Annotated in this window: 18 protein-coding genes and 1 pseudogene; 11 read left to right on the top strand and 8 right to left on the bottom strand. The window is 64.9% G+C overall.

Annotated elements, in window-relative coordinates:
- The first annotated feature begins 242 nt into the window (after positions 1 to 242).
- The 4 genes and pseudogenes from dnaA (at position 243) to gyrB (ending at position 6447) form a co-directional block, all read left to right on the top strand.
- A complete protein-coding gene (dnaA, locus tag ACAW63_RS04860) occupies positions 243 to 1778 on the top strand; it encodes a chromosomal replication initiator protein DnaA (protein ID WP_371232047.1) in 1536 nt (511 codons plus the stop codon).
- 29 nt (positions 1779 to 1807) lie between these two features.
- Positions 1808 to 2914 (top strand): DNA polymerase III subunit beta, encoded by a 1107-nt coding sequence (gene dnaN / locus ACAW63_RS04865; protein ID WP_275609452.1) that lies wholly within the window; start codon positions 1808 to 1810, stop codon positions 2912 to 2914.
- Between the two features lie 9 nt (positions 2915 to 2923).
- Positions 2924 to 4026: pseudogene (gene recF, locus ACAW63_RS04870) on the top strand (DNA replication/repair protein RecF).
- Between the two features lie 3 nt (positions 4027 to 4029).
- Positions 4030 to 6447 (top strand): DNA topoisomerase (ATP-hydrolyzing) subunit B, encoded by a 2418-nt coding sequence (gyrB, locus tag ACAW63_RS04875; RefSeq protein WP_331315138.1) that lies wholly within the window; start codon positions 4030 to 4032, stop codon positions 6445 to 6447.
- A 58-nt stretch (positions 6448 to 6505) separates the two neighbouring features.
- Here the strand turns inward: gyrB and ACAW63_RS04880 are convergent, their stop codons facing one another.
- From ACAW63_RS04880 to glyQ, 4 genes are all read right to left on the bottom strand, one after another.
- Entirely contained in the window at positions 6506 to 7276 is a 771-nt protein-coding gene (locus tag ACAW63_RS04880) for a lysophospholipid acyltransferase family protein (RefSeq protein WP_371234574.1), read from the bottom strand.
- 6 nt (positions 7277 to 7282) lie between these two features.
- Positions 7283 to 7813 (bottom strand): D-glycero-beta-D-manno-heptose 1,7-bisphosphate 7-phosphatase, encoded by a 531-nt coding sequence (gene gmhB / locus ACAW63_RS04885; protein ID WP_371232049.1) that lies wholly within the window; start codon positions 7811 to 7813, stop codon positions 7283 to 7285.
- Between the two features lie 99 nt (positions 7814 to 7912).
- Positions 7913 to 9967, bottom strand: a complete 2055-nt coding sequence (gene glyS / locus ACAW63_RS04890) for a glycine--tRNA ligase subunit beta (RefSeq protein ID WP_371232051.1) — start codon at positions 9965 to 9967, stop codon at positions 7913 to 7915.
- Complete coding sequence (gene glyQ / locus ACAW63_RS04895; RefSeq protein WP_275609457.1) at positions 9967 to 10914, bottom strand: glycine--tRNA ligase subunit alpha; 948 nt, start codon at positions 10912 to 10914, stop codon at positions 9967 to 9969. The genes glyS and glyQ overlap by 1 nt, the downstream gene beginning before the upstream one ends.
- 189 nt (positions 10915 to 11103) lie before the next feature.
- Here glyQ and ACAW63_RS04900 point away from each other — a divergent pair, with 189 nt between their 5' ends.
- From ACAW63_RS04900 to ACAW63_RS04915, 4 genes are all read left to right on the top strand, one after another.
- Positions 11104 to 11652, top strand: coding sequence for a DNA-3-methyladenine glycosylase I (locus ACAW63_RS04900; RefSeq protein ID WP_371232054.1), 549 nt, complete (start codon positions 11104 to 11106; stop codon positions 11650 to 11652).
- A gap of 231 nt (positions 11653 to 11883) precedes the next feature.
- Positions 11884 to 12771: a lysophospholipid acyltransferase gene (locus ACAW63_RS04905; RefSeq protein ID WP_371232055.1), complete on the top strand. Its 888-nt coding sequence runs from the start codon at positions 11884 to 11886 to the stop codon at positions 12769 to 12771.
- Between the two features lie 109 nt (positions 12772 to 12880).
- Positions 12881 to 14194 carry an Nramp family divalent metal transporter gene (locus ACAW63_RS04910; RefSeq protein ID WP_371232057.1) on the top strand — a complete coding sequence of 438 codons (1314 nt, stop codon included), beginning with the start codon at positions 12881 to 12883 and terminating at the stop codon, positions 14192 to 14194.
- Positions 14195 to 14251: 57 nt separating this feature from the next.
- Positions 14252 to 14518: a PilZ domain-containing protein gene (locus ACAW63_RS04915; protein WP_371232059.1), complete on the top strand. Its 267-nt coding sequence runs from the start codon at positions 14252 to 14254 to the stop codon at positions 14516 to 14518.
- Positions 14519 to 14630: 112 nt separating this feature from the next.
- Here ACAW63_RS04915 and ehuA read toward each other — a convergent pair whose 3' ends face one another.
- From ehuA to ehuB, 4 genes are all read right to left on the bottom strand, one after another.
- Positions 14631 to 15455 (bottom strand): ectoine/hydroxyectoine ABC transporter ATP-binding protein EhuA, encoded by an 825-nt coding sequence (gene ehuA / locus ACAW63_RS04920; protein WP_371234575.1) that lies wholly within the window; start codon positions 15453 to 15455, stop codon positions 14631 to 14633.
- A gap of 56 nt (positions 15456 to 15511) precedes the next feature.
- A complete protein-coding gene (gene ehuD, locus ACAW63_RS04925) occupies positions 15512 to 16168 on the bottom strand; it encodes an ectoine/hydroxyectoine ABC transporter permease subunit EhuD (protein WP_207884865.1) in 657 nt (218 codons plus the stop codon).
- Positions 16168 to 16824, bottom strand: a complete 657-nt coding sequence (gene ehuC / locus ACAW63_RS04930; RefSeq protein WP_371232062.1) for an ectoine/hydroxyectoine ABC transporter permease subunit EhuC — start codon at positions 16822 to 16824, stop codon at positions 16168 to 16170. Before ehuC ends, ehuD begins: the two co-directional genes overlap by 1 nt.
- 77 nt (positions 16825 to 16901) lie before the next feature.
- Positions 16902 to 17756: an ectoine/hydroxyectoine ABC transporter substrate-binding protein EhuB gene (gene ehuB, locus ACAW63_RS04935; RefSeq protein WP_371232063.1), complete on the bottom strand. Its 855-nt coding sequence runs from the start codon at positions 17754 to 17756 to the stop codon at positions 16902 to 16904.
- A gap of 384 nt (positions 17757 to 18140) precedes the next feature.
- Here ehuB and ACAW63_RS04940 point away from each other — a divergent pair, with 384 nt between their 5' ends.
- The 3 genes from ACAW63_RS04940 (at position 18141) to ACAW63_RS04950 (ending at position 21786) form a co-directional block, all read left to right on the top strand.
- Complete coding sequence (locus ACAW63_RS04940; protein WP_371232065.1) at positions 18141 to 19535, top strand: PLP-dependent aminotransferase family protein; 1395 nt, start codon at positions 18141 to 18143, stop codon at positions 19533 to 19535.
- A gap of 291 nt (positions 19536 to 19826) precedes the next feature.
- Positions 19827 to 20801, top strand: coding sequence for a hydroxyectoine utilization dehydratase EutB (gene eutB, locus ACAW63_RS04945; protein WP_371232067.1), 975 nt, complete (start codon positions 19827 to 19829; stop codon positions 20799 to 20801).
- Positions 20794 to 21786 carry a cyclodeaminase gene (locus ACAW63_RS04950; protein ID WP_371232068.1) on the top strand — a complete coding sequence of 331 codons (993 nt, stop codon included), beginning with the start codon at positions 20794 to 20796 and terminating at the stop codon, positions 21784 to 21786. Before eutB ends, ACAW63_RS04950 begins: the two co-directional genes overlap by 8 nt.
- Positions 21787 to 21872: the final 86 nt, after the last annotated feature.

A 21872-nucleotide genomic window follows, 5' to 3' on the forward strand; every position in this document is an offset into this window, starting at 1 on the left:
AGCTGGGTATGGATGGCTGATTTTTCCACAGGGATTTTTTCCACAGGACCATCACCAGAGCCATCCCCTGCCTCATTCAGTTGTTATCCACAAGGCTCATGGCGTTATTATCCGACCACTGGCGAGATCATTAACACCTTGATTTTGCTTGTGTCCAAGCGTGTTTCTCATGTGGATAAGTTGGTCCGGCGGGGCTACAATAGCGGCCTGTTTCGCTTTGCGACTTCTTTTGGGGGATATCCGTGTCCGTGGAACTTTGGCAGCAGTGCGTGGAGCTTCTGCGCGACGAGCTGCCGTCCCAGCAATTCAACACCTGGATCCGACCGCTGCAGGTTGAGGCCGAGGGTGAGGAGTTGCGCGTCTATGCACCCAATCGCTTCGTGCTCGATTGGGTCAACGAGAAGTACATGGGGCGCATGCTCGAGTTGCTCAGTGAGCGTGGCAATGGCCAGATCCCGGCGCTGTCGCTGCTGATCGGCAGTCGCCGCAGCCGCACACCCCGTCCGGCGCTGGTTCCGCAGAGCCATGTGAGTGTGCCGCCGTCTCCTGCGCCCGCCGTTGTGGCGGCGCCGGTGGCCGCTGTCGCTCCCGCACCCGTGCTGGTCGCGGAGCCGCAACCTGTGCCGGCGCAGCCTGTCGTCCAGCCGTTGCCCGATCTGGATGAGTCCAGTCCGGGGATCGATCCGTTGGCGGCTGCCATGCCGGCTGCTGCCGTGCGAACCGAACGCAACGTGCAGGTAGAAGGTGCGCTCAAGCACACCAGCTATCTCAACCGCACCTTTACCTTCGAGAACTTCGTCGAAGGTAAGTCCAACCAGCTGGCCCGCGCAGCGGCCTGGCAGGTGGCGGACAACCTCAAGCACGGCTACAACCCGCTCTTCCTTTATGGAGGCGTCGGCCTGGGCAAGACCCACCTGATGCACGCTGTGGGTAACCATCTGCTGAAGAAGAACCCCAATGCCAAGGTCGTGTACCTGCATTCGGAGCGTTTCGTCGCGGACATGGTGAAAGCGCTGCAACTGAACGCCATCAACGAATTCAAGCGCTTCTACCGTTCGGTGGATGCGCTGCTGATCGACGATATCCAGTTCTTCGCCCGCAAGGAGCGTTCCCAGGAAGAGTTCTTCCACACCTTCAACGCCCTTCTCGAAGGCGGCCAGCAGGTCATCCTGACCAGCGACCGTTATCCGAAGGAGATCGAAGGCCTGGAAGAGCGCCTGAAATCGCGCTTCGGCTGGGGGCTGACGGTGGCCGTGGAGCCGCCGGAACTGGAAACCCGCGTGGCGATCCTGATGAAGAAGGCCGAACAGGCCAAGGTCGAGCTGCCGCACGACGCCGCGTTCTTCATCGCCCAGCGCATTCGCTCCAACGTGCGTGAGCTGGAAGGTGCGCTCAAGCGCGTGATCGCCCACTCCCACTTCATGGGCCGGCCGATCACCATCGAGCTGATCCGCGAGTCGCTGAAGGATCTACTGGCCCTGCAGGACAAGCTGGTCAGCATCGACAACATCCAGCGCACCGTCGCCGAGTACTACAAGATCAAGATCGCCGACCTGCTGTCCAAGCGCCGTTCGCGCTCGGTAGCACGTCCGCGTCAGGTAGCCATGGCACTGTCCAAGGAACTGACCAACCACAGCCTGCCGGAAATCGGGGTGGCCTTCGGTGGTCGGGACCACACCACGGTGCTGCACGCCTGTCGTAAGATCGCTCAACTCAAGGAATCCGACGCGGATATCCGCGAGGACTACAAGAACCTGCTGCGTACTCTGACCACCTGACGCAGCCTCACGAGGCAAGGGACTAGACCATGCATTTCACTATTCAACGCGAAGCTCTGTTGAAACCCCTGCAACTGGTCGCTGGCGTTGTCGAGCGCCGCCAGACGCTGCCGGTTCTTTCCAACGTCCTGCTGGTTGTCGAAGGTCAGCAGCTGTCGCTGACCGGTACCGACCTTGAAGTCGAACTGGTCGGCCGCGTCACCCTGGAAGATGCTGCCGAACCGGGCGAGATCACCGTGCCGGCGCGCAAGCTGATGGACATCTGCAAGAGCCTGCCCAGCGATGCCGTGATCGACATCCGCGTCGACGAGCAGAAGCTCCTGGTGAAGGCCGGCCGTAGCCGCTTCACCCTCTCCACCCTGCCCGCCAATGACTTCCCCACCGTGGAAGAAGGTCCGGGATCGCTCACCTTCAGCCTGGTGCAGAGCAAGCTGCGTCGCCTGATCGACCGTACCAGCTTCGCCATGGCGCAGCAGGACGTGCGTTACTACCTGAACGGCATGCTGCTGGAAGTGGGCGGCGGCACGCTGCGCGCTGTCGCCACAGATGGTCACCGCCTGGCCATGTGCTCGCTGAGCAACGGCGTGCCGGAAGCCCAGGATCGCCACCAGGTGATCGTGCCGCGCAAGGGCATCCTCGAACTGGCTCGCCTGCTCACCGAGCAGGACGGCGAAGTGTCCATCGTCCTCGGCCAGCACCACATTCGTGCGACCACCGGCGAGTTCACCTTCACCTCCAAGCTGGTCGACGGCAAGTTCCCGGATTACGAGCGCGTACTGCCCAAGGGCGGTGACAAGCTGGTCATCGGTGATCGCCAGGTGCTGCGTGAGGCCTTCAGCCGTACCGCGATTCTCTCCAACGAGAAGTACCGCGGCATTCGCCTGCAACTCTCCAACGGCCTTCTGAAAATCCAGGCGAACAACCCGGAGCAGGAAGAAGCGGAAGAAGAAGTGCAGGTCGACTACAACGGCGGCAGCCTGGAAATCGGCTTCAACGTCAGCTATCTGCTGGACGTCCTGGGCGTGATGGGTACCGAGCAGGTGCGCATGATCCTCTCTGACGCCAACAGCAGTGCGCTGGTGCAGGAAGCGGACAACGACGACTCGGCCTATGTCGTCATGCCGATGCGCCTCTGACGCGTATCGATGTCCCTGACCCGCATTTCGGTCACCGCGGTGCGCAACCTGCACCCGGTGACCTTCTCCCCCTCCCCCCGCATCAACATCATCTACGGCGAAAACGGCAGCGGCAAAACCAGCCTGCTGGAAGCCATTCACCTGCTCGGCCTGGCCCGCTCCTTCCGCAGCCTTCGTCTGCAACCTGTGATCCAGTACGAAGAACCGGCTTGCACGGTTTTCGGACAGGTGCGTCTGGGCAATGGCTTCGACAGCAGCCTGGGCGTTTCCCGGGATCGCCAGGGGGAATTCCAGATACGTATCGACGGGCAGAATGCACGCAGTGCTGCGCAGCTGGCTGAAACGCTGCCGCTGCAGTTGATCAACCCGGACAGCTTCCGCTTGCTCGAGGGCTCGCCCAAGGTTCGTCGGCAGTTCCTCGACTGGGGAGTGTTCCACGTGGAACAACGCTTCATGGTCGCCTGGCAACGACTGCAGAAGGCCCTGCGGCAGCGGAACTCGTGGCTCCGTCATGGTAAACTGGACGGTGCTTCGCAGGCCGCCTGGGACCGCGAATTATGCGCGGCGAGCGACGAAATCGACGCCTATCGGCGGTCCTATATCCAGGCGCTCAAGCCCCAGTTCGAGAAGACGCTGGCGGAGCTTATCCAGCTGGATGAGCTGACGTTGAGCTATTACCGGGGCTGGGACAAGGAACGAGACCTCAGCGAAGTATTGTCTGCCAGCCTGCTGCGCGATCAGCAGATGGGACACACCCAGGCTGGACCGCAAAGGGCGGACCTGAGAATTCGCCTTGGGGGGCACAATGCCGCGGAGATCCTGTCTCGCGGCCAACAGAAACTGGTGGTCTGCGCGTTGCGGATCGCCCAAGGGCACCTGATCAACCAGGCCAAGCGCGGCCAATGCGTTTACCTGGTGGACGACCTGCCTTCTGAATTGGATGAGAAGCATCGGCTTTCGTTGTGCCGGCTTCTCGAAGATCTGGGTTGCCAGGTATTCATCACCTGCGTCGACCCGCACTTATTGAAAGACGGCTGGCGAACGGAAACGCCGGTGTCGATGTTCCACGTGGAACATGGACGAGTCTCTCAGGACACTACCATCGGGAGTGAAGAATGAGCGAGAACACCTACGACTCTTCCAGCATCAAGGTGCTGAAGGGGCTGGACGCCGTACGCAAGCGTCCGGGCATGTACATCGGTGATACCGACGACGGCACCGGCCTGCACCACATGGTCTTCGAGGTGGTGGACAACTCGATCGACGAAGCGCTGGCGGGCTACTGCAGCGAGATCAGCATCACCATTCACACCGATGAATCCATTACCGTCCGCGACAATGGCCGCGGCATTCCGGTGGATATCCACAAGGAAGAAGGGGTTTCCGCAGCCGAGGTCATCATGACCGTGCTGCATGCCGGCGGTAAGTTCGACGACAACAGCTACAAGGTCTCCGGTGGCCTGCACGGCGTAGGTGTGTCGGTAGTGAACGCCCTCTCCAACGAACTGCGCCTGACCATCCGCCGCGAAGGCAAGGTCTGGGAACAGGTCTACCACCACGGCGTGCCGCAGTTCCCGCTGCGCCCGGTGGGTGACACCGAGGGTTCGGGCACCGAGGTGCATTTCAAACCCTCCCCCGACACCTTCCACAACATCCACTTCAGCTGGGATATCCTGGCCAAGCGGATTCGCGAGCTGTCCTTCCTGAACTCCGGCGTGGGCATCGTCCTGCGCGACGAGCGCACCGGCAAGGAAGAGCTGTTCAAGTACGAGGGTGGCCTGCGTGCCTTCGTCGAGTACCTGAACACCAACAAGACTGCGGTGAACCAGGTCTTCCACTTCAACTGCCAGCGTGAAGAAGACGGCGTGGGCGTGGAGATCGCCCTGCAGTGGAACGACAGCTTCAACGAGAACATCCTCTGCTTCACCAACAACATTCCGCAGCGTGACGGTGGTACCCACCTGGCGGGCTTCCGCTCCGCCCTCACCCGCCACCTGAACAACTACATCGAGCAGGAAGGCCTGGCGAAGAAGTTCAAGATCGCCACCACCGGTGACGACGCCCGTGAAGGTCTGACCGCGATCATTTCGGTGAAGGTGCCGGACCCGAAGTTCAGCTCCCAGACCAAGGACAAGCTGGTTTCCTCGGAAGTGAAGACCGCCGTGGAACAGGAAATGGGCAAGTACTTCGCCGACTTCCTGCTGGAGAACCCGAACGAAGCCAAGGCCGTGGTCGGCAAGATGATCGACGCCGCCCGCGCCCGTGAGGCCGCGCGCAAGGCCCGTGAGATGACCCGCCGCAAGGGCGCGCTGGACATCGCCGGCCTGCCGGGCAAGCTCGCCGACTGCCAGGAGAAGGACCCCGCCCTCTCCGAACTGTACATCGTGGAGGGTGACTCCGCGGGCGGTTCTGCCAAGCAGGGCCGTAACCGCAAGACCCAGGCGATCCTGCCGCTCAAGGGCAAGATCCTCAACGTCGAGAAGGCTCGCTTCGACAAGATGCTGTCCTCCCAGGAGGTCGGCACCCTGATCACCGCACTGGGCTGCGGTATCGGTCGCGAGGAGTACAACATCGACAAGCTGCGGTACCACAACATCATCATCATGACCGATGCTGACGTCGACGGTTCGCACATCCGTACCCTGCTGCTGACCTTCTTCTTCCGTCAGCTGCCCGAGCTGGTCGAGCGCGGCTACATCTATATCGCCCAGCCGCCGCTGTACAAGGTGAAGAAGGGCAAGCAGGAGCAGTACATCAAGGACGACGTGGCCATGGAGGAATACATGACCCAGTCGGCCCTCGAGGAAGCCAGCGTGCACGTCAACGAAAGCGCCCCGGGCCTGTCCGGCGAAGCGCTGGAGAAGCTGGTCAACGAGTACCGTGGCGTCATGCGTACCCTCGCCCGCCTGTCCCGTCTGTACCCGCAGGACCTGACCGAGCATTTCGTCTACCTGCCGCGCATCGAGGTAGAGAAACTGGGCGACCAGGCCGCCATGCAGTCCTGGCTGGAGCAGTACCAGGCGCGCCTGAAGGCCGTCGAGAAGTCCGGCCTGGTCTACAAGGTCAGCCTGCGCGAAGACCGCGAGCGTCACCTGTGGCTGCCGGAAGTCGAGATGGTCGCTCACGGCCTGTCGAGCTACGTCACCTTCAACCGCGACTTCTTCGCCAGCAACGATTACCGCGCGGTAACCGAGCTGGGTGCCAAGCTGAACAGCCTGATGGAAGAAGGCGCCTACGTGCAGAAGGGCGAGCGCAAGAAGACCGTATCGAGCTTCAAGGAAGCCCTGGACTGGCTGATGGCCGAAGGCACCAAGCGCCACAGCATCCAGCGATACAAGGGTCTGGGCGAGATGAACCCGGAGCAGCTGTGGGAAACCACCATGGACCCGAACGTGCGCCGCATGCTGAAGGTGACCATCGAGGACGCCATCGCTGCCGACCAGCTGTTCAACACCCTGATGGGCGATGCCGTGGAGCCGCGCCGCGACTTCATCGAAAGCAACGCCCTGGCGGTGTCCAACCTGGACGTCTGATCCGCAGGCAAAAAGAAAGGGCCCTTCGGGGCCCTTTTCTTTTGTCCGGCTGAAGGCTTCAGGAGGCTTCGGCAACCGCCTGAGGGGCGGCCTCGGGCGGTAGCTCGCCCATGTCTCGCAGGGTCTGCACGACCCAGTTCTCGGCGCGCTGGTTGAGCTCGGTGATGGCGCGTGCGCCATCACCCTCGGCATACATCGCCGGGCCGATCACGACCTGGATGGTGCCGGGATGTTTCGCCCAGCCGTTCTTCGGCCAGCAGTGCCCGGCATTGTGCGCGATCGGCAGCACCGGCAGGTTGGCGTTGACCGCCAGGGCCGCGCCGCCACGGGAGAACTTGCCGATCTGGCCGGTGGGCACGCGGGTACCCTCCGGGAAGATCAGCACCCAGGCGCCCTGCTTCAGGCGCTCGTCACCCTGCTTGGCCATCTGCTTGAGGGCCACCTTGGGTTGGTCACGGTTGATGGCGATGGGCTTGAGCAGCGCCATCGCCCAGCCAAAGAAGGGTACGAACAGCAGCTCGCGCTTGAGCACCTGGCTGAGCGGCTCGAAGTAGCCGGTGAGGAAGAAGGTTTCCCAGGTGCTCTGGTGCTTGGCCAGGATCACGCAGGGCTGCTCGGGGATGTTCTCCACACCCTTGAGCTCATAGCGCACGCCGACCATCCAGGTGGCCAGCCATACCGCGAACTTGCACCAGGCCTGGGCGATGAAGCGATAGCGCGCGCGGAATGGCAGAAAAGGCGCGATGAACAGGCTGAGGGTGCCCCAGACGAAGGCGCTGAACGACAGCAGCAGGTAGAAGAGAACGGTTCTGATGGCCTGCACTGTGATGAATCCTCAGGAAAGTAGACGGGCAGCGACTGCCGCCAGATCGTCGAATACCAGGGTGCCCTCGGGCAAGGCTTTGCCCAGGGTGCGCTCGCCCTTGCCGGTCTTTACCAACACTGGCTGACAATCGACGGCCAGCGCGGCGTCCAGGTCACCCCGGCTGTCACCCACGAACCAGATACCGTGGAGTTCCACGCCGTAGTGGCGGGCGATCTGCTGCAGCATACCGGGTTTCGGCTTGCGGCAGTCGCAGCCGTCGTCGGGGCCGTGGGGGCAGTAGACGATCACCCCGAGCTCACCGCCCTGCTCCGCCACCAGTTCGCGCAGGCGCTGGTGCATGCTCTCCAGGGTCGCCAGGTCGTAGTAGCCCCGGGCGATGCCCGACTGGTTGGTGGCCACCGCGACGGTCCAGCCGGCCTTGCTCAGCTGGGCGATGGCGGTGATGGCGCTGGGGATCGGAATCCACTCGTCGAGGGATTTGATGTAGTCGTCGGAGTCCTGGTTGATGACACCGTCGCGGTCGAGGATCAGTAGCTTCATGGGCGCTTCGATAAGTCAGACGCTTGGAAAGGTCGGAAATGAAAAAGCCGGGAGTCCGTCACGGCGAACCGTTGCGAACTCCCGGCTTTCAGGTGGGCATCAGCCCAGCAGCGAGATGTCGGCGACGCCGAGGAACAGCCCGCGCAGCTTGGCCAGCAGCGCGTAGCGGTTGGCCTTCACGGCGTTGTCGTCCGCGTTGACCAGTACTTCCTCGAAGAAGGCATCGACCGGCGCGCGCAAGGCCGCCAGACGGGCCAGGGCTGCGCGATAGTCGCGAGCCGCGGCCAGCGGAGCCACTTCGCCTTCGGCAGCCGCTACGGCGCTGCCAAGGGCCTTCTCGGCGGTCTCGGCGAACAGGCTGGCGTTGACGGCGGCAGGAACCTCGCTTTCCGCCTTGGCCAGGATGTTCGACACACGCTTGTTGGCGGCCGCCAGGGCCTCGGCTTCCGCCAGCTGACGGAAGGCCTGCACGGCCTGCACGCGCTGGTCGAAGTCCAGCGGTGCGGTCGGCTTGAGGGCGCGCACGGCCTGGTACACGGCAACGTCCACGCCTTCGTCTTCGTAACGGGCACGCAGACGGTCGAAGACGAAGTCCTGCACCTGCTCGGACAGACCGGCGGCCTTCACCTTGTCGCCGTACTGGGCCACGGCCACGCCGATGGCGTCGGCGAGGTCCAGGTCCAGCTGCTTCTCGATGAGGATGCGCAGTACGCCCAGGGCGGCACGGCGCAGGGCGTACGGGTCCTTGCTGCCGGTGGGCAGCATGCCGATGCCGAAGATGCCGACCAGGGTGTCGAGCTTGTCGGCCACGGCCACGGCGGCACCGGTCAGGGTGGTCGGCAGTTCGGCACCGGCGCCGCGCGGCATGTACTGCTCGTTCAGCGCCAGGGCGACGTCCTTGGCCTCGCCACCGGCAGTGGCATAGTAGTAACCGGCGATGCCCTGCATCTCCGGGAACTCGCCGACCATCTCGGTGGCCAGGTCGCACTTGGAGAGGATGCCGGCGCGGGCGGCGTTGGTCGCGTCACCGCCGATGCGTTCGGCGATGTAGGCGGCCAGCTTGGAAACACGCTCGGCCTTCTCGTAGACGGTGCCCAGCTGGGCCTGGAACACCACGTTCTTCAGGCGGGCGTTGAAGGCTTCCAGCGGCTGCTTCTGGTCCTGCTTGAAGAAGAACTCGGCGTCGGTCAGGCGCGGACGCACGACCTTCTCGTTACCGGAGACGATGTGCTCCGGCGCCTTGCTCTCGACGTTGGCCACGGTGATGAAGCGCGGCAGCAGCTTGCCATTGGCGTCCAGCAGGCAGAAGTACTTCTGGTTGTCCTGCATGGTGGTGATCAGGGCTTCCTGCGGCACGGCGAGGAAGCGCTCCTCGAAGGAGCACACCAGCGGCACCGGCCACTCGACCAGGGCGGTCACTTCGTCCAGCAGGTCGGCCGGAACCACGGCGGTGCCCTTCTGCTCGGCCGCCAGTTCGGCCACACGCTTGGCGATGATCTCGCGGCGCTCGGCGAAGTCGGCCAGCACGTGGGCGCTGCGCAGGTCTTCCAGGTAGTTGGCCGGGCTGGAGATGCGCACGTTGTCCGGGTTGTGGAAGCGGTGGCCACGGGATTCGCGACCGGCCTTCCTGGTCAGGATCTCGCAGTCGACGACGGCGTCGCCGAACAGCATCACCAGCCACTGGGTCGGACGCACGAACTCTTCGCGACGGGCCGCCCAGCGCATGCGCTTGGGAATCGGCAGCTCGTTCAGCGAGGTTTCGACGATGCCCGGCAGCAGGTCAACGGCCGGCTGGCCGGCGATGCTCTGGCTGAACTTCAGCTTCGGGCCGCTCTTGTCGATCTGTTCCAGGGCCACGCCGCACTTCTTGGCGAAGCCGAGGGCGGCCTGGGTCGGGTTGCCGCTGGCGTCGAAGGCGGCCTGCAGCGGCGGGCCGTCGAGGTTCACGGTACGGTCGGGCTGCTGCACGGCGAGCTGGTCGATCTGCACGGCCAGGCGCCGCGGCGCGGCGTAGCAGCGCGCCGCGGCGTAGGTCAGGCCGGCGGCCTTCAGGCCCTTCTCGATGCCGCCCAGGAAGGCTTCACCGAGGCTTTTCAGGGCCTTGGGTGGCAGCTCTTCGGTGCCCAGTTCGACGAGGAAATCCTTCGCGCTCATTATTCGGCCTCCTTCAGCTTGGCCAGTACTTCGTCACGCAGTTCGGCGGTGGCCATCGGGAAGCCGAGGCGGGCGCGGGCCTGCAGGTAGCTCTGCGCCACGTTACGGGCCAGGGTGCGCACGCGCAGGATGTAGCGCTGACGCTCGGTCACCGAGATGGCGCGGCGGGCGTCCAGCAGGTTGAAGGTGTGCGAGGCCTTGAGGACCATCTCGTAGGTCGGCAGCGGCAGCTGCAGCTCGATCAGGCGGTTGGCTTCGCTTTCGTAGAAGTCGAACAGCTCGAACAGCTTCTCGACGTTGGCGTGTTCGAAGTTGTAGGTCGACTGCTCCACTTCGTTCTGGTGGAACACGTCGCCGTAGGTGACCTTGCCGAACGGGCCGTCGGCCCACACCAGGTCGTACACCGAATCGACGCCCTGGATGTACATCGCCAGGCGCTCCAGGCCGTAGGTGATCTCACCGGTGACCGGGTAGCACTCGATGCCGCCCACCTGCTGGAAGTAGGTGAACTGGGTGACTTCCATGCCGTTCAGCCAGATTTCCCAGCCCAGGCCCCAGGCGCCGAGGGTCGGCGATTCCCAGTTGTCCTCGACGAAACGGATATCGTGGACCAGCGGGTCGATGCCGATGGCCTTCAGCGAGCCCAGGTACAGCTCCTGGAAGTTCTCCGGGTTGGGCTTCAAGACCACCTGGAACTGGTAGTAGTGCTGCAGGCGGTTGGGGTTCTCGCCGTAGCGGCCGTCGGTGGGACGGCGGCTGGGCTGCACGTACGCCGCGTTCCAGGTTTCCGGGCCCACGGCGCGGAGGAAGGTGGCGGTGTGGAAGGTGCCGGCGCCTACTTCCATGTCGTAGGGCTGCAGCACCACACAGCCCTGATCAGCCCAGTATTTTTGCAGGGCGAGGATCAGGTCCTGGAAGGTGGGCACGGCGGGCGTAGTCTGGCTCACGAATTTCACCTGTGCTGGGTATGCGACTAAAACCCGGCAGTATACCCCAAGACGCTTGCAGCTTGGGCCTCACAGCGATTTCCGGGCGTCCGGCTGAAGATCACGAATCGGCAGGAAAATCCGCTGGATGACTGTGTTTTTATACAGGTGATTGGCTATAGTCAGGCTTTCCCTGTCAGGACGACTGCCATGCCCCGCTGTTTCTGGTGTAACGACGACCCGCTGTACATCGCCTACCACGATGCCGAATGGGGCGTGCCCCAGCGCGATGCGCGGGCGCTGTTCGAGATGCTGATTCTCGAGGGCGCCCAGGCCGGACTGTCGTGGATCACCGTGCTGAAGAAGCGAGAGCGCTACCGCGAAGTCCTGTTCGGCTTCGACCCCGAGCGCCTGGCGCGCATGAGCGACGAGGAAATCGAGGAACGCATGCAGGACCCCGGCATCATCCGCAACCTCTCCAAGCTCAAGGCCGCGCGGCAGAACGCCCAGGCCTGGCTGCAGCTGGAGGACCCGGTGGGCTTCCTCTGGTCCTTCGTCGGCGGCCAGCCCAAGGTCAACCACTTCAGTGAACGCGGCCAGGTGCCGGCGGTGACGCCCGAGGCCGAGGCCATGAGCAAGGCGCTGCGCAAGGCCGGTTTCAACTTCGTCGGGCCGACCATCTGCTACGCCTTCATGCAGGCCACTGGCATGGTGATGGACCACACCACCGACTGCGACCGCTATGCCGAACTCTCTTGATCACGGACGGAGATCGCTGCGCCGACGACGTGGCTTGTAGGAGCGAGCTTGCTCGCGAACAGAGTTTCCCGGCGACATTGGTGTTGGGGCGGTTCGCGAGCAAGCTCGCTCCTACATGAGATCGACCGGGCACGCGGATTCACGCCGATCGTTGTCTCGGTTGCTGTACGTCTTTCGCCTTCACTCTTCGCCGCTGGTTAGAATGTGCGCCTCTGAATGAAGGAGTTTCCCGTGGAGAAATTCAAGGGCGCACTGGTGGTGGGCTTCCTGCGCTTGTTCGCCATGCTGCCGTGGCGCGCGGTGGGGGTCTTGGGCGCGGCCATCGGCTGGCTGATGTGGAAGATTCCCAACCGTTCCCGCGAGGTTGCACGGACCAATCTGGCGCATTGCTTCCCCGAGCTGTCCCAGGCGGAGCTGGAGAAGCTGCTCGGCCAGAGCCTGATGGATATCGGCCGCACGCTCACCGAAAGCGCCTGCGCCTGGATGTGGTCGCCGCAGAAGTCGCTGCAGTACATCCTCGAAGTGGAAGGCATGGAGGTGCTGGAAGAAGCGCTGGCCTCCGGCGATGGCCTGGTCGGTATCACCAGCCACCTGGGCAACTGGGAAGTGCTCAACCATTTCTACTGCTCCTACGCCAAGCCGATCATTTTCTACCGCCCGCCCAAGCTCAAGGCGGTGGACGAGCTGTTGAAGAAGCAGCGCGTGCAGCTGGGCAACCGCGTCGCGCCTTCGACGCCCGAAGGCATCAAGAGCGTGATAAAGGAAGTGAAGAACGGCGGCTGCGTCGGCATTCCCTGCGACCCGGAGCCGGACCTGGGCTCGGGCCTGTTCGTGCCCTACCTGGGCACCACGGCGCTGACCAGCAAGTTCGTGCCGTCGCTGCTCTCGCGCGGCAAGGCGCGCGGAGTGTTCTTCCATGCGGTGCGCCTGCCCGATGGCAGCGGCTACAAGGTGATCCTCGAAGCCGCGCCGGCGGACATGTACGACAAGGATATGGAAGTCTCGGTCGCCGCCTTGAGCCGCGAACTGGCCCGTTACGTGCGCGCCTACCCGAGCCAGTACATGTGGACCATGAAGCGCTTCAAGAAGCGCCCCGAGGGCGAGGCCCGGTGGTACTGATTCGTCTGTGACGGCGTCGCCGGCCCGGGTACAGCTGTTGCCGGAGGCTCCCGAAACAGGTTTCTTTCCACACATCAGCATCGTCCGCTCATAAGCCAGGAATAGCCCCATGCTCGGCCTGCCAACCACCGCCACTGCGCCGTTCTGTCCCTCGGAAGTCAAAGGCAGCATCCAGGTCGCGGCCGGCGCGCCGTTGTGGAAACGCATCCTGCAATTCGCCGGCCCCGGCCTGCTGGTCTCCATCGGCTACATGGACCCGGGCAACTGGGCCACCGCCATCGAGGCCGGCTCGGGCTTCGGCTACCAGCTGCTGTTCGTGGTGCTGCTCTCCAGCCTTGCCGGGATGGTCCTGCAATGCCTGGCGATGCGCTTGGGCATCGTCACCGGCCAGGACCTGGCGCAGCTCTCGCGCAGCCGCTACAGCCTCGGCACGGCGCGCCTGCAATGGCTGCTGGCGGAGCTATCGATCGTCGCCACGGATCTCGCCGAAGTGCTCGGCTGCGCCCTGGCCTTCCACCTGCTGCTGGGTGTCGACCTGGTCACCGGCGTCATCCTCACCGCCTTCGACACGCTCATCGTGCTCGGCCTCAAGGGACAGCGCTTCCGCCACCTGGAAGCGATCATGCTCGGCCTGATCGTCACCATCAGCGGCTGCTACCTGGTCGAGCTGATCCTCATCAAGCCCTACTGGCCGGACGTTGCCGCCGGCTTCCTGCCCAGCTGGGACGCGGTGACCCAGCGCGAGCCGCTGTACCTGGCGATCGGCATCCTCGGCGCCACGGTGATGCCGCACAACCTCTACCTGCACTCCTCCATCGTGCAGACGCGGCAGGTCAGCGGCAGCCACGGCAAGGCCGCGGCGATCCGCCTGACGCGCATCGACACGGTGGTCTCGCTGAGCCTCGCGCTACTGGTCAACGCGGCGATCCTGATCCTCGCCGCGGCGGCCTTCCACGAAACCGGCCACACCGGCGTCACCGAAATCCAGGACGCCTACCGCCTGCTCGAACCGCTGGTAGGTACCGGCCTTGCGGCGATCCTCTTCGGCGTTGCCCTGCTCGCCTCCGGGCAGAGTTCCACCTTCACCGGCACCATCGCCGGTCAGGTGATCATGGACGGCTTCCTGCAAATGAAGATTCCCTGCTGGCAGCGCCGCCTGATCACCCGCGTGCTGGCGCTGATCCCGGCGCTGATCGGCGTGGTTATGCTGGGCGACAAGGCGGTGGGCAAGCTGCTGGTGTTCAGCCAGGTGGTGCTCAGCCTGCAACTGCCGTTCGCGCTCTGGCCGCTGATCCGCTTCACCAGCGATCGCGCGCTGATGGGCGAGTTTGCCAACGGCATCGGCACCCGTGTGCTGGCGTGGGTGTTGTTCGGCGTCATCAGCGCCGCCAACCTTTGGCTGTTATTGCAGTTGCTGGCTTGACCCGGCCACCTGCTTTCAGGCCCATTAGTGCGCTGACATTCAGGACGGATGCCATCCATGGCCAACCAACGGCAACACCCGCGTACCCCGATGAAGTGCCGGATCAAGATCAGCCATCCCAGCCTGGGCGAGGTGTTCGGCCATACCCGTGACCTGTCCGATGGCGGTGTCTACGTTCGCCATGAAATGCTCGCCGGATTGCCCGCCGGCATACGGGTGAATGGCCAGGTGCAGGACCTGCCCTTCGACGCGCCGATCCTGGAGATGGAAGTGATGCGCAGCGACGCCGAAGGCGCGGGCTTCCGCTTCGTCGGCAACGCTTGATTCCCACTGCATTGCGAACTGCTTTTCTGTAGGAGCGGGCTTGCTTGCGAACCCGAGCCCCGCGGCAGCGTTTGTTCGCGAGCTTGCTCGCTTCTACGAAAAGCCCAAATCCTCAGTTCGCCTCGTTCACCGCGCTGAGGAACGCCCGCGTCCGCTCATGTTGCGGATGGCCGAACAGCTGTTGCGGGCTGCCCTGTTCGAGGATGTTGCCCTGGTGGAAGAAGCACACGCGGTCGGCGAATTCGCGGGCGAAGCCCATCTGGTGGGTGACCATGAGCATGGTCAGGTTGTGCTCGGTGCCCAGCCGGCGCACCACGTTGAGCACCTCGCCGCACAGCTCCGGGTCCAGCGCTGACGTCACCTCGTCGAACAGCATCACCTTCGGCCGCATCGCCAGTGCGCGAGCGATGGCCACCCGTTGCTGCTGGCCGCCGGAGAGCTGCGAAGGATAGTGGTCGAGCTTGTTGCCGAGGCCGACCATCTCCAGCAACTCCACCGCGCGCTGGCGGGCTTCGTCGCGGCGCAGGCCGAGCACCTGCACCGGTGCTTCCATCACATTGCGCAGCGCGGTCATGTGCGGGAACAGGTTGAAGCACTGGAAGACCATGCCGATCTTGCTGCGCACCCGGCGCACATGGCTTTCCGGTGCACGCACCAGGTTGTCGTTGCGCATCAGGTGGGTCAGCGGTTCGCCGTCCACCGAGATCACGCCGCTGTCGATGGTTTCCAGGGTCATCAGCGCGCGCAGCAGGGTCGACTTGCCCGAACCGCTGGGGCCGATGATGGCAACCCTCTCGTTGGCGCCGACTTCCAGGTTGAGGTCCTTGAGCACGCTGAAGCTGCCATAGCTCTTGCACACGTTGCGGAAGCTCACCATGGGCTGGGCGGTCTCGGCGCGCGCGGTAGGCGCCTCCTGGGGGGCCACGCGAGGGGGCATGGCTCCGGCGGCTTGCAGGGAGTGAACGGTCATCGGTTTTCCTCCGGAAGAGTCAGTCATGGCAGCGCCGTGCGTTTTTCCACCTGGCGAACCACGCCGGCCAGGCTGATGCTGATGAGCAGGAAGAACACCCCGACCAGGGTGATCGGCTCCAGGTAGCGGAAGCTGTCGGAGCCGATGTTCTTCGCCTGCTGCATGATTTCCACCACCGTGATCGCGGAGAGCACCGGGGTGTCCTTGAACATGGCGATCAGGTAGTTGCCCAGCGCCGGTAGCACCGGGCGGATTGCCTGGGGCAGGATCACCTCGCGGTAGGCCTTGAAGGGTGAGAAGTTCAGCGCCGTCACCGCTTCCCACTGCCCGCGCGGCACCGCCTCAAGGCCCGCGCGGTACACCTCGGCGGTGTAGCAGGCGTAGTGCAGGGCGATGCCCAGCGTGCCGGCCACCAGCGCGGTCATGTTCAGCCCGTAGGTCGGCAGCACGTAGAACAGGAAGTACACCTGGATCAGCAGCGGCGTGCTGCGGATGAACTCGATCAGCCAGGCCGCCGGCCACGACAGCCAGAAGTGCCGGCTGCGTCGGGCAATGGCGAACAGCAGGCCGAACACCACCGCCAGGGCGAAGCCCACCAGGGTGATGGCGATGGTGCGCAGCGAGGCGTGCAGCAGTTGCGGCAGGATCTGCCAGGCGAAGTGCCAGTCGAAGAGTTTCATCACAGGCCTCCGCGGATTCGGCCATGCCCCAACCAGCGCTCCACGCGCCGCATGAGGAAGACGATGATCTGGGCCATGACGAAATACAGCACCAGGGTGAGGACGAAGATCTTCAGCGTCTCGAAGGTCGCCTGGTCCAGCTGGCGGGCGCGGAAGGTCAGGTCGGAGAGGGTGATCAGCGACACCAGCGAGGTGTTCTTCAGCAGCTCGATCAGCAGGTTGGTGCCCGGCGGGATTGCACAGAGCAGCGCCTGCGGCAGGATGATCCGGCGAAAGCGCGTGAAGGGCGTCATGTTCAGCGCCAGCGCCGCCTCGTACTGCCCCTTGGGCACCGAGCCGATGGCGCCGCGCATCACCTCGGCCCCATAGGCGCCGATGTGCAGGCCCAGGCCGAGGATCGCCACGCTGTAGGCGCTCATTTCCAGGTTGAAAGGTGGCAGCGGCAGCACGAAGTACAGCCAGAACAACTGCACCAGCAGCGAGGTGCCGCGGAACAGCTCGATGTAGCCGATCGCCAGCCAGCGTACCGCAGGCCATGGCGAGAGCCGACCGAGCGCGGCGATGACGGCGGCGACGATCGCCAGCAGGGAGCCGAAGAGGGTCACCTGGACGGTGACCCAGGCGCCCTCCAGCAGCAGAGGAAGCAATTCACCCATGATACGCATCCCGTAACGACAGGTTCGACGGAACGGCCAGGCGGGCGCGCTCTAAGGCAGAGCCGCGCCCTGCCCGGTCACTGTTTGCAGAGCTCGGTGGCGGTCTTGTCGGTGACGTTGGACTTGTCGAAGCCGAACGGCTTGACCGTCTGCAGGTGCTCGGCGCTGCCCAGCCACGGCTTGAGCTGTGCGTTCACCGCGTCGCGCAGGTCCTTGTCGTCCGGGCGGAAGGCCAGGGCGCCGTAGCCGATGTGCGACGGGTCGTCCTTGAAGTCGGCGATGGCTTCCACCGTATCGCCGCCTTTCGCCGCGAGGCCCTTCATGGTCAGTGCGGTGCCGACGCTGGCGTCGGCGCGGCCGGCGCGCACCGCCTGCAGCTGGGCGGTGGTGTCGGGCACCTGGACGATCTGCTCTTCCGCCACGCCCTCGGCGCGGGCGTAGCCCAGCTCGGCGGTTCCGGACATGATCGCCAGCTTCACGTCCGGGTTGTTCTTCACGTCGGCGTAGCTGTGCAGGTTCTTCGGGTTGCCCTTCTTCACCAGCAGCGAGTCGGGGATCTGGTAGTGCGGGTCGGTGAAGATCACCTGCTGGCAGCGCGGCGGGGTGATGTACATGCCGGCGGCGATCACGTCGAAGCGGCCGGCGCGCAGGCCGGGGATCAGCGCGCCCCATTCGGTGAGCACCGGCTCGATCTTCTTCACACCCATCTTGGTGAAGATCTGCTTGGCGATTTCCGGGGATTCGCCGGTGACCTTGCCGGAGGTCTCGGTATAGGCGAACGGCGCTTCGTTGGCGTAGCCGATGCGCACGGTGCCGGTGCTCCGGATGCGTTCGAGGGTGGTCTCGGCGTAGCTGCCGGCGCTGGCCAGCGCGCAGGCGACGAGGGTACAGGCGAGGCTCAGGCGGTGCAGCAAAACAGGGGCGGTACTCATCTTCGGATCTCCTGATCGTCTTGCCGGCGCGTTCGGCGCGCGGCGCTGGATGGCAGGTAGCAATGTCGTACGACTATTGTTCTTGTTGGCAGGGCCCCTGCGGGGCCTTCCGAAGTTCACTCGCCAGGCGAGGTGATGGGGCAACGACGCCAGACTAAGCCCGGCCGTCTTGCGGCTCTTACCGATCGACAAGCTCGCGGCGGGAAAAAGCCACCGTTGCGACGAGCGCATCTGCGGGTTTTTTCTGCACGGGCCTGACAATGCGGTCCGATGTCCTGCACCCGAGCATACAAAGCGGGGGTGTGCGTCAACATTGCACTAGGACAATTGCTGCCGGTGTGCTGGTCGGTCACTCTGAGCGCCTGACCAGACGGAGCGCTCAAGATGGAAGCCTGGCGTCGCGCCCTGGCCGACCTGCGGGTCGGCGAATCCAAGTACAAGACCCTGGTGCAGGCCATTGCCGGCGATATCGAGCAGGGCCTGCTCAGCGACGGCCAGCGCCTGCCGCCGCAGCGTCAGGTCGCCGACGGCCTGGGGATCAGCGTGCAGACGGTGACCAACGCCTACAAGGAACTGGAGCGCCAGGGCCTGGTGCGTTGCGAGGTGGGGCGCGGCAGCTTCGTCTCGCGACGGATGACCGAAGGCATGGCGCATTACATGGTCGACCACCCCGAACGCGCCCTGGTGGACTTCTCCATCGCCAGCATCGTGCATACCCGCGAGCACGACCGCCTGTGGCAGGAGACCTGCCGCACGCTGGCGCAGGAAAGCGACCAGCCGTGGATGCGCGCCTGCCGCCCGGTGGCCGGCTTCGACGCCCACCGCGACGCCGGCGTGCAATGGCTGGCGCAACAGGGCCTGCAGCGCGAGCGCGACGACGTGTTGATCACCAACGGCGCCGCCCACGGCATCTTCCTCGCGCTGGCTTCCCTCGCCGGGCCGGACGACGTGGTGCTCTGCGAACAGCTCACCGACCACGGTGTGATCGGCAACTCACAGGTGCTGGGCTTTACCCTGAAGGGCGTGGAGATCGACCGCGAAGGCATCGACCCGGAACACTTCGAGGACCTTTGCGCCAACGAACGCATCACCGCGCTGGTGTGCACGCCGAACCTGAACAACCCGACGTCGAGCCTGATGCCCGACTCGCGCCGCCGGGAGATTGCCACCATCGCCCAGCGTTACGGCGTCCACGTGATCGAGGACGATGTCTACGGCCCGCTGCTCGGCGATCGCCGACCGCCCCCGCTCAGCCACTACCTGCCGGACCTGTCCTTCTACTGCACCAGCTTCACCAAGAGCGTGCTCACCGGCCTGCGCATCGGCTACCTGGCCATGCCTCGCCGGCTGGCGCTGCGCACCGAAAGCATCCTGCGGGTGAATAGCTGGATGGCCACGCCATTGCTGGCCGAGGTGGCCTCGCGGTGGATTCACAACGGCAACGCCCAGGCGCTGATCGCGCTGCAACGCCGTGTGCTGGAGAAGCGCCAGGGATGGGTGCAGGAGTGGTTGGGCGACTCTCTGCTGGGCCGCGATCCGCACTCCCTCAGCGCCTGGATCGGCATTCCCGAGCACTGGGAGCTGGACAGCCTGGTGCGCGAGTTGCGCCACCGGCATATCGCCGTGACCCCGCCCGACCCCTTCATGGTTCGCGGCACCCCACGCCCGCGTGCGATACGCCTGTGCATGGGCGCGGAGTGCAGCGACGAGCGCATGGTTTCTGCATTGGAAGATATGCGCGAGCTGTTCGGGCAGTACCCGAAGATTCACGATTTCTAACGCTGAACAGGTGGCTCTTTTATAGGAGCGAGCTTGCTCGCGAAGGCTCTGACGCTGGGCGGGTTCGCGAGCAAGCTCGCTCCTGCCTGAAACATTCCGCGCGGGCCTCAGCCCGTTCCCCGCCTGCTTCCTGCGGCGGATAACGCAGGTGCGTTATCCGCCCTACGAAAGCTCTCGGCTCTTGCGCTCCGACATGCGGAAATCACCGCTGACGACTACATCGTCCTAGTACATTCATCGCGACAATTTCCCGCCCCTACACTCGGCCCAACTGCATACCCGGAGGTCGAGATGGAGCCGATTCACCTCGTCGAGCTGTACCGCGCACGCCAGCGCATCCAGGGCCTGGTGCGGCAGACGCCGCTGGAGCATTCACCCAGCCTGTCGCGCCTGCTCGGCGCGCCGGTGTACCTCAAGCTCGAATCGCAGCAGATCACCGGCAGCTTCAAGCTGCGCGGCGCCAGCAATGCGATCGCCCTGCTCAGCAATGAGCAGAAAGCCAAGGGCGTGGTCGCCGCGTCCACCGGTAATCACGGCCGGGCGCTGGCCCATGCCGCCCGCATGCTCGGCGTGCCCGCCACCGTCTGCCTGTCGCAACTGGTGCCGGCGAACAAGGTCCAGGCGATCCGCGAACTCGGCGCCGAGGTGCGCATCGTCGGCCACAGCCAGGACGACGCCCAGGCCGAAGCCGAGCGTATCTCACGCGAGCAGGGCGCGACGCTGCTGCCGCCCTTCGACCATCCGCAGATCATCGCCGGCCAGGGCACTCTCGGGCTGGAAGTCCTCGAACAACTGCCTGACGTGCGCCAGGTGCTGGTTCCACTCTCCGGTGGCGGGCTGTTCGGCGGCGTGGCGCTGGCGCTCAAGCACGTCGACCCGAGCATCCGCCTGCACGGCATCTGCATGCGGCGCGGCGCTGCCATGGCCGCCAGCCTTGCCGCCGGCCACCCGGTGGAAGTCGAAGAACTGCCGACCCTGGCCGACTCCCTCGGCGGCGGCATCGGCCTGGACAACCGCTACACCTTCGCCCTGGCCCGCGACTACTGCGACCAGTTGCACCTGCTCGACGAAGACTCCATCGCCGCCGGCATCCGCCACGCCTACCGCGAGGAGCGGCAGGTGGTGGAAGGCGCCGCCGCGGTCGGCATCGCCGCGCTGCTGGACGGCCTGATCGCCCCGGTCGGGCCGGTGGTGGTGATCGTCAGCGGCCGCAACATCGCCATCGAACAACACCAACGCATCCTCGAGGAATCCATCCATGGCTGACGTCACCCTGCTCAGCGAAGCCGACCTGCGTGCCTGCGTGGCGCTCGACCACGAAAGCCTCGACGCCGTCGAACACGCGTTCCGCCTGCTCGCCACCGCGCCGGTGGCGATGCCGCCGATCCTTCGCCTGGACGTGCCCGAGCACAACGGCGAGGTGGACGTGAAGACCGCCTACCTGCCCGGCCTGCCGCGCTTCGCCATCAAGGTCAGTCCCGGTTTCTTCGACAACCCCAGGCTCGGCCTGCCCAGCCTCAACGGCATGATGATGCTGCTCTCCTCGAAAACCGGGCTGCTCGATGCGCTGCTGCTGGACAACGGCTACCTCACCGCCGTGCGCACCGCCTGCGCCGGCGCGGTGGCGGCCAAGTGGCTGTCCCGCGAGGACTCGCGCCAGGTCGCGCTGATCGGCGCCGGCGAACAGGCGCGGCTGCAGCTCAAGGCGCTGTGCCTGGTGCGTCCCGTCGAAGGCGCCAGCGTCTGGGCGCGGGACATCGCCAAGGCTCGGCAATGCGCGGAAGAACTGAGCACCAGCCTGGGCATTCCGGTCACCGCCTGCGCCAGCGTCGACGAAGCGCTGGAAGGCGCCGACATCGCCATCACCACCACGCCCAGCCGCGAGCCGCTGATCCACAAGCGGCACCTGCGCCCCGGCCTGCACATCACCGCCATGGGCTCCGATGCCGAGCACAAGAACGAGGTCGCCGCAGACGCGCTGGCGACGGTGGACTGCTACGTCGCCGACCGACTCAGCCAGACCCTGGTGCTGGGCGAACTGCACCATGCGGTGGAGGCCGGCAACGTCAGTCTCGATGCCGATTTCGCCGAACTGGGCCAGGTCATCGCCGGGCAGCGCGCAGGCCGCCGTCGCGCCGAGGACATCACCCTCTGCGACCTCACCGGCACCGGCGCCCAGGACACCGCCATCGCCGGCCTGGCCTTCCAGCGGGCGCAGCGGATGGGCAAGGGGTTCCGCTTCAGCAGCTGAAAAATTCGTCCCGCTTCGCGGGAAGAGCCGGGAAACACCTGTAGGAGCGAGCTTGCTCGCGAACAGATTTCCGGCAGCGCCTGCGC

Source organism: Pseudomonas sp. QE6 (genome assembly GCF_041379005.1).
Classification (GTDB): Bacteria; Pseudomonadota; Gammaproteobacteria; order Pseudomonadales; family Pseudomonadaceae; genus Pseudomonas.

Excerpts from the sequence above, each read along its gene's own strand:
- ehuD (WP_207884865.1), bottom strand. The coding sequence starts at position 16,168 with ATGAAACTCTTCGACTGGCACTTCGCCTGGCAGATCCTGCCGCAACTG.
- dnaN (WP_275609452.1), top strand. The coding sequence starts at position 1,808 with ATGCATTTCACTATTCAACGCGAAGCTCTGTTGAAACCCCTGCAACTG.
- ACAW63_RS04940 (WP_371232065.1), top strand. The coding sequence starts at position 18,141 with ATGGAAGCCTGGCGTCGCGCCCTGGCCGACCTGCGGGTCGGCGAATCC.
- ACAW63_RS04910 (WP_371232057.1), top strand. The coding sequence starts at position 12,881 with ATGCTCGGCCTGCCAACCACCGCCACTGCGCCGTTCTGTCCCTCGGAA.
- ACAW63_RS04915 (WP_371232059.1), top strand. The coding sequence starts at position 14,252 with ATGGCCAACCAACGGCAACACCCGCGTACCCCGATGAAGTGCCGGATC.
- ACAW63_RS04900 (WP_371232054.1), top strand. The coding sequence starts at position 11,104 with ATGCCCCGCTGTTTCTGGTGTAACGACGACCCGCTGTACATCGCCTAC.
- gmhB (WP_371232049.1), bottom strand. The coding sequence starts at position 7,813 with ATGAAGCTACTGATCCTCGACCGCGACGGTGTCATCAACCAGGACTCC.
- ehuA (WP_371234575.1), bottom strand. The coding sequence starts at position 15,455 with ATGCCCCCTCGCGTGGCCCCCCAGGAGGCGCCTACCGCGCGCGCCGAG.
- glyS (WP_371232051.1), bottom strand. The coding sequence starts at position 9,967 with ATGAGCGCGAAGGATTTCCTCGTCGAACTGGGCACCGAAGAGCTGCCA.
- ACAW63_RS04950 (WP_371232068.1), top strand. The coding sequence starts at position 20,794 with ATGGCTGACGTCACCCTGCTCAGCGAAGCCGACCTGCGTGCCTGCGTG.
- ehuB (WP_371232063.1), bottom strand. The coding sequence starts at position 17,756 with ATGAGTACCGCCCCTGTTTTGCTGCACCGCCTGAGCCTCGCCTGTACC.
- gyrB (WP_331315138.1), top strand. The coding sequence starts at position 4,030 with ATGAGCGAGAACACCTACGACTCTTCCAGCATCAAGGTGCTGAAGGGG.
- ehuC (WP_371232062.1), bottom strand. The coding sequence starts at position 16,824 with ATGGGTGAATTGCTTCCTCTGCTGCTGGAGGGCGCCTGGGTCACCGTC.
- eutB (WP_371232067.1), top strand. The coding sequence starts at position 19,827 with ATGGAGCCGATTCACCTCGTCGAGCTGTACCGCGCACGCCAGCGCATC.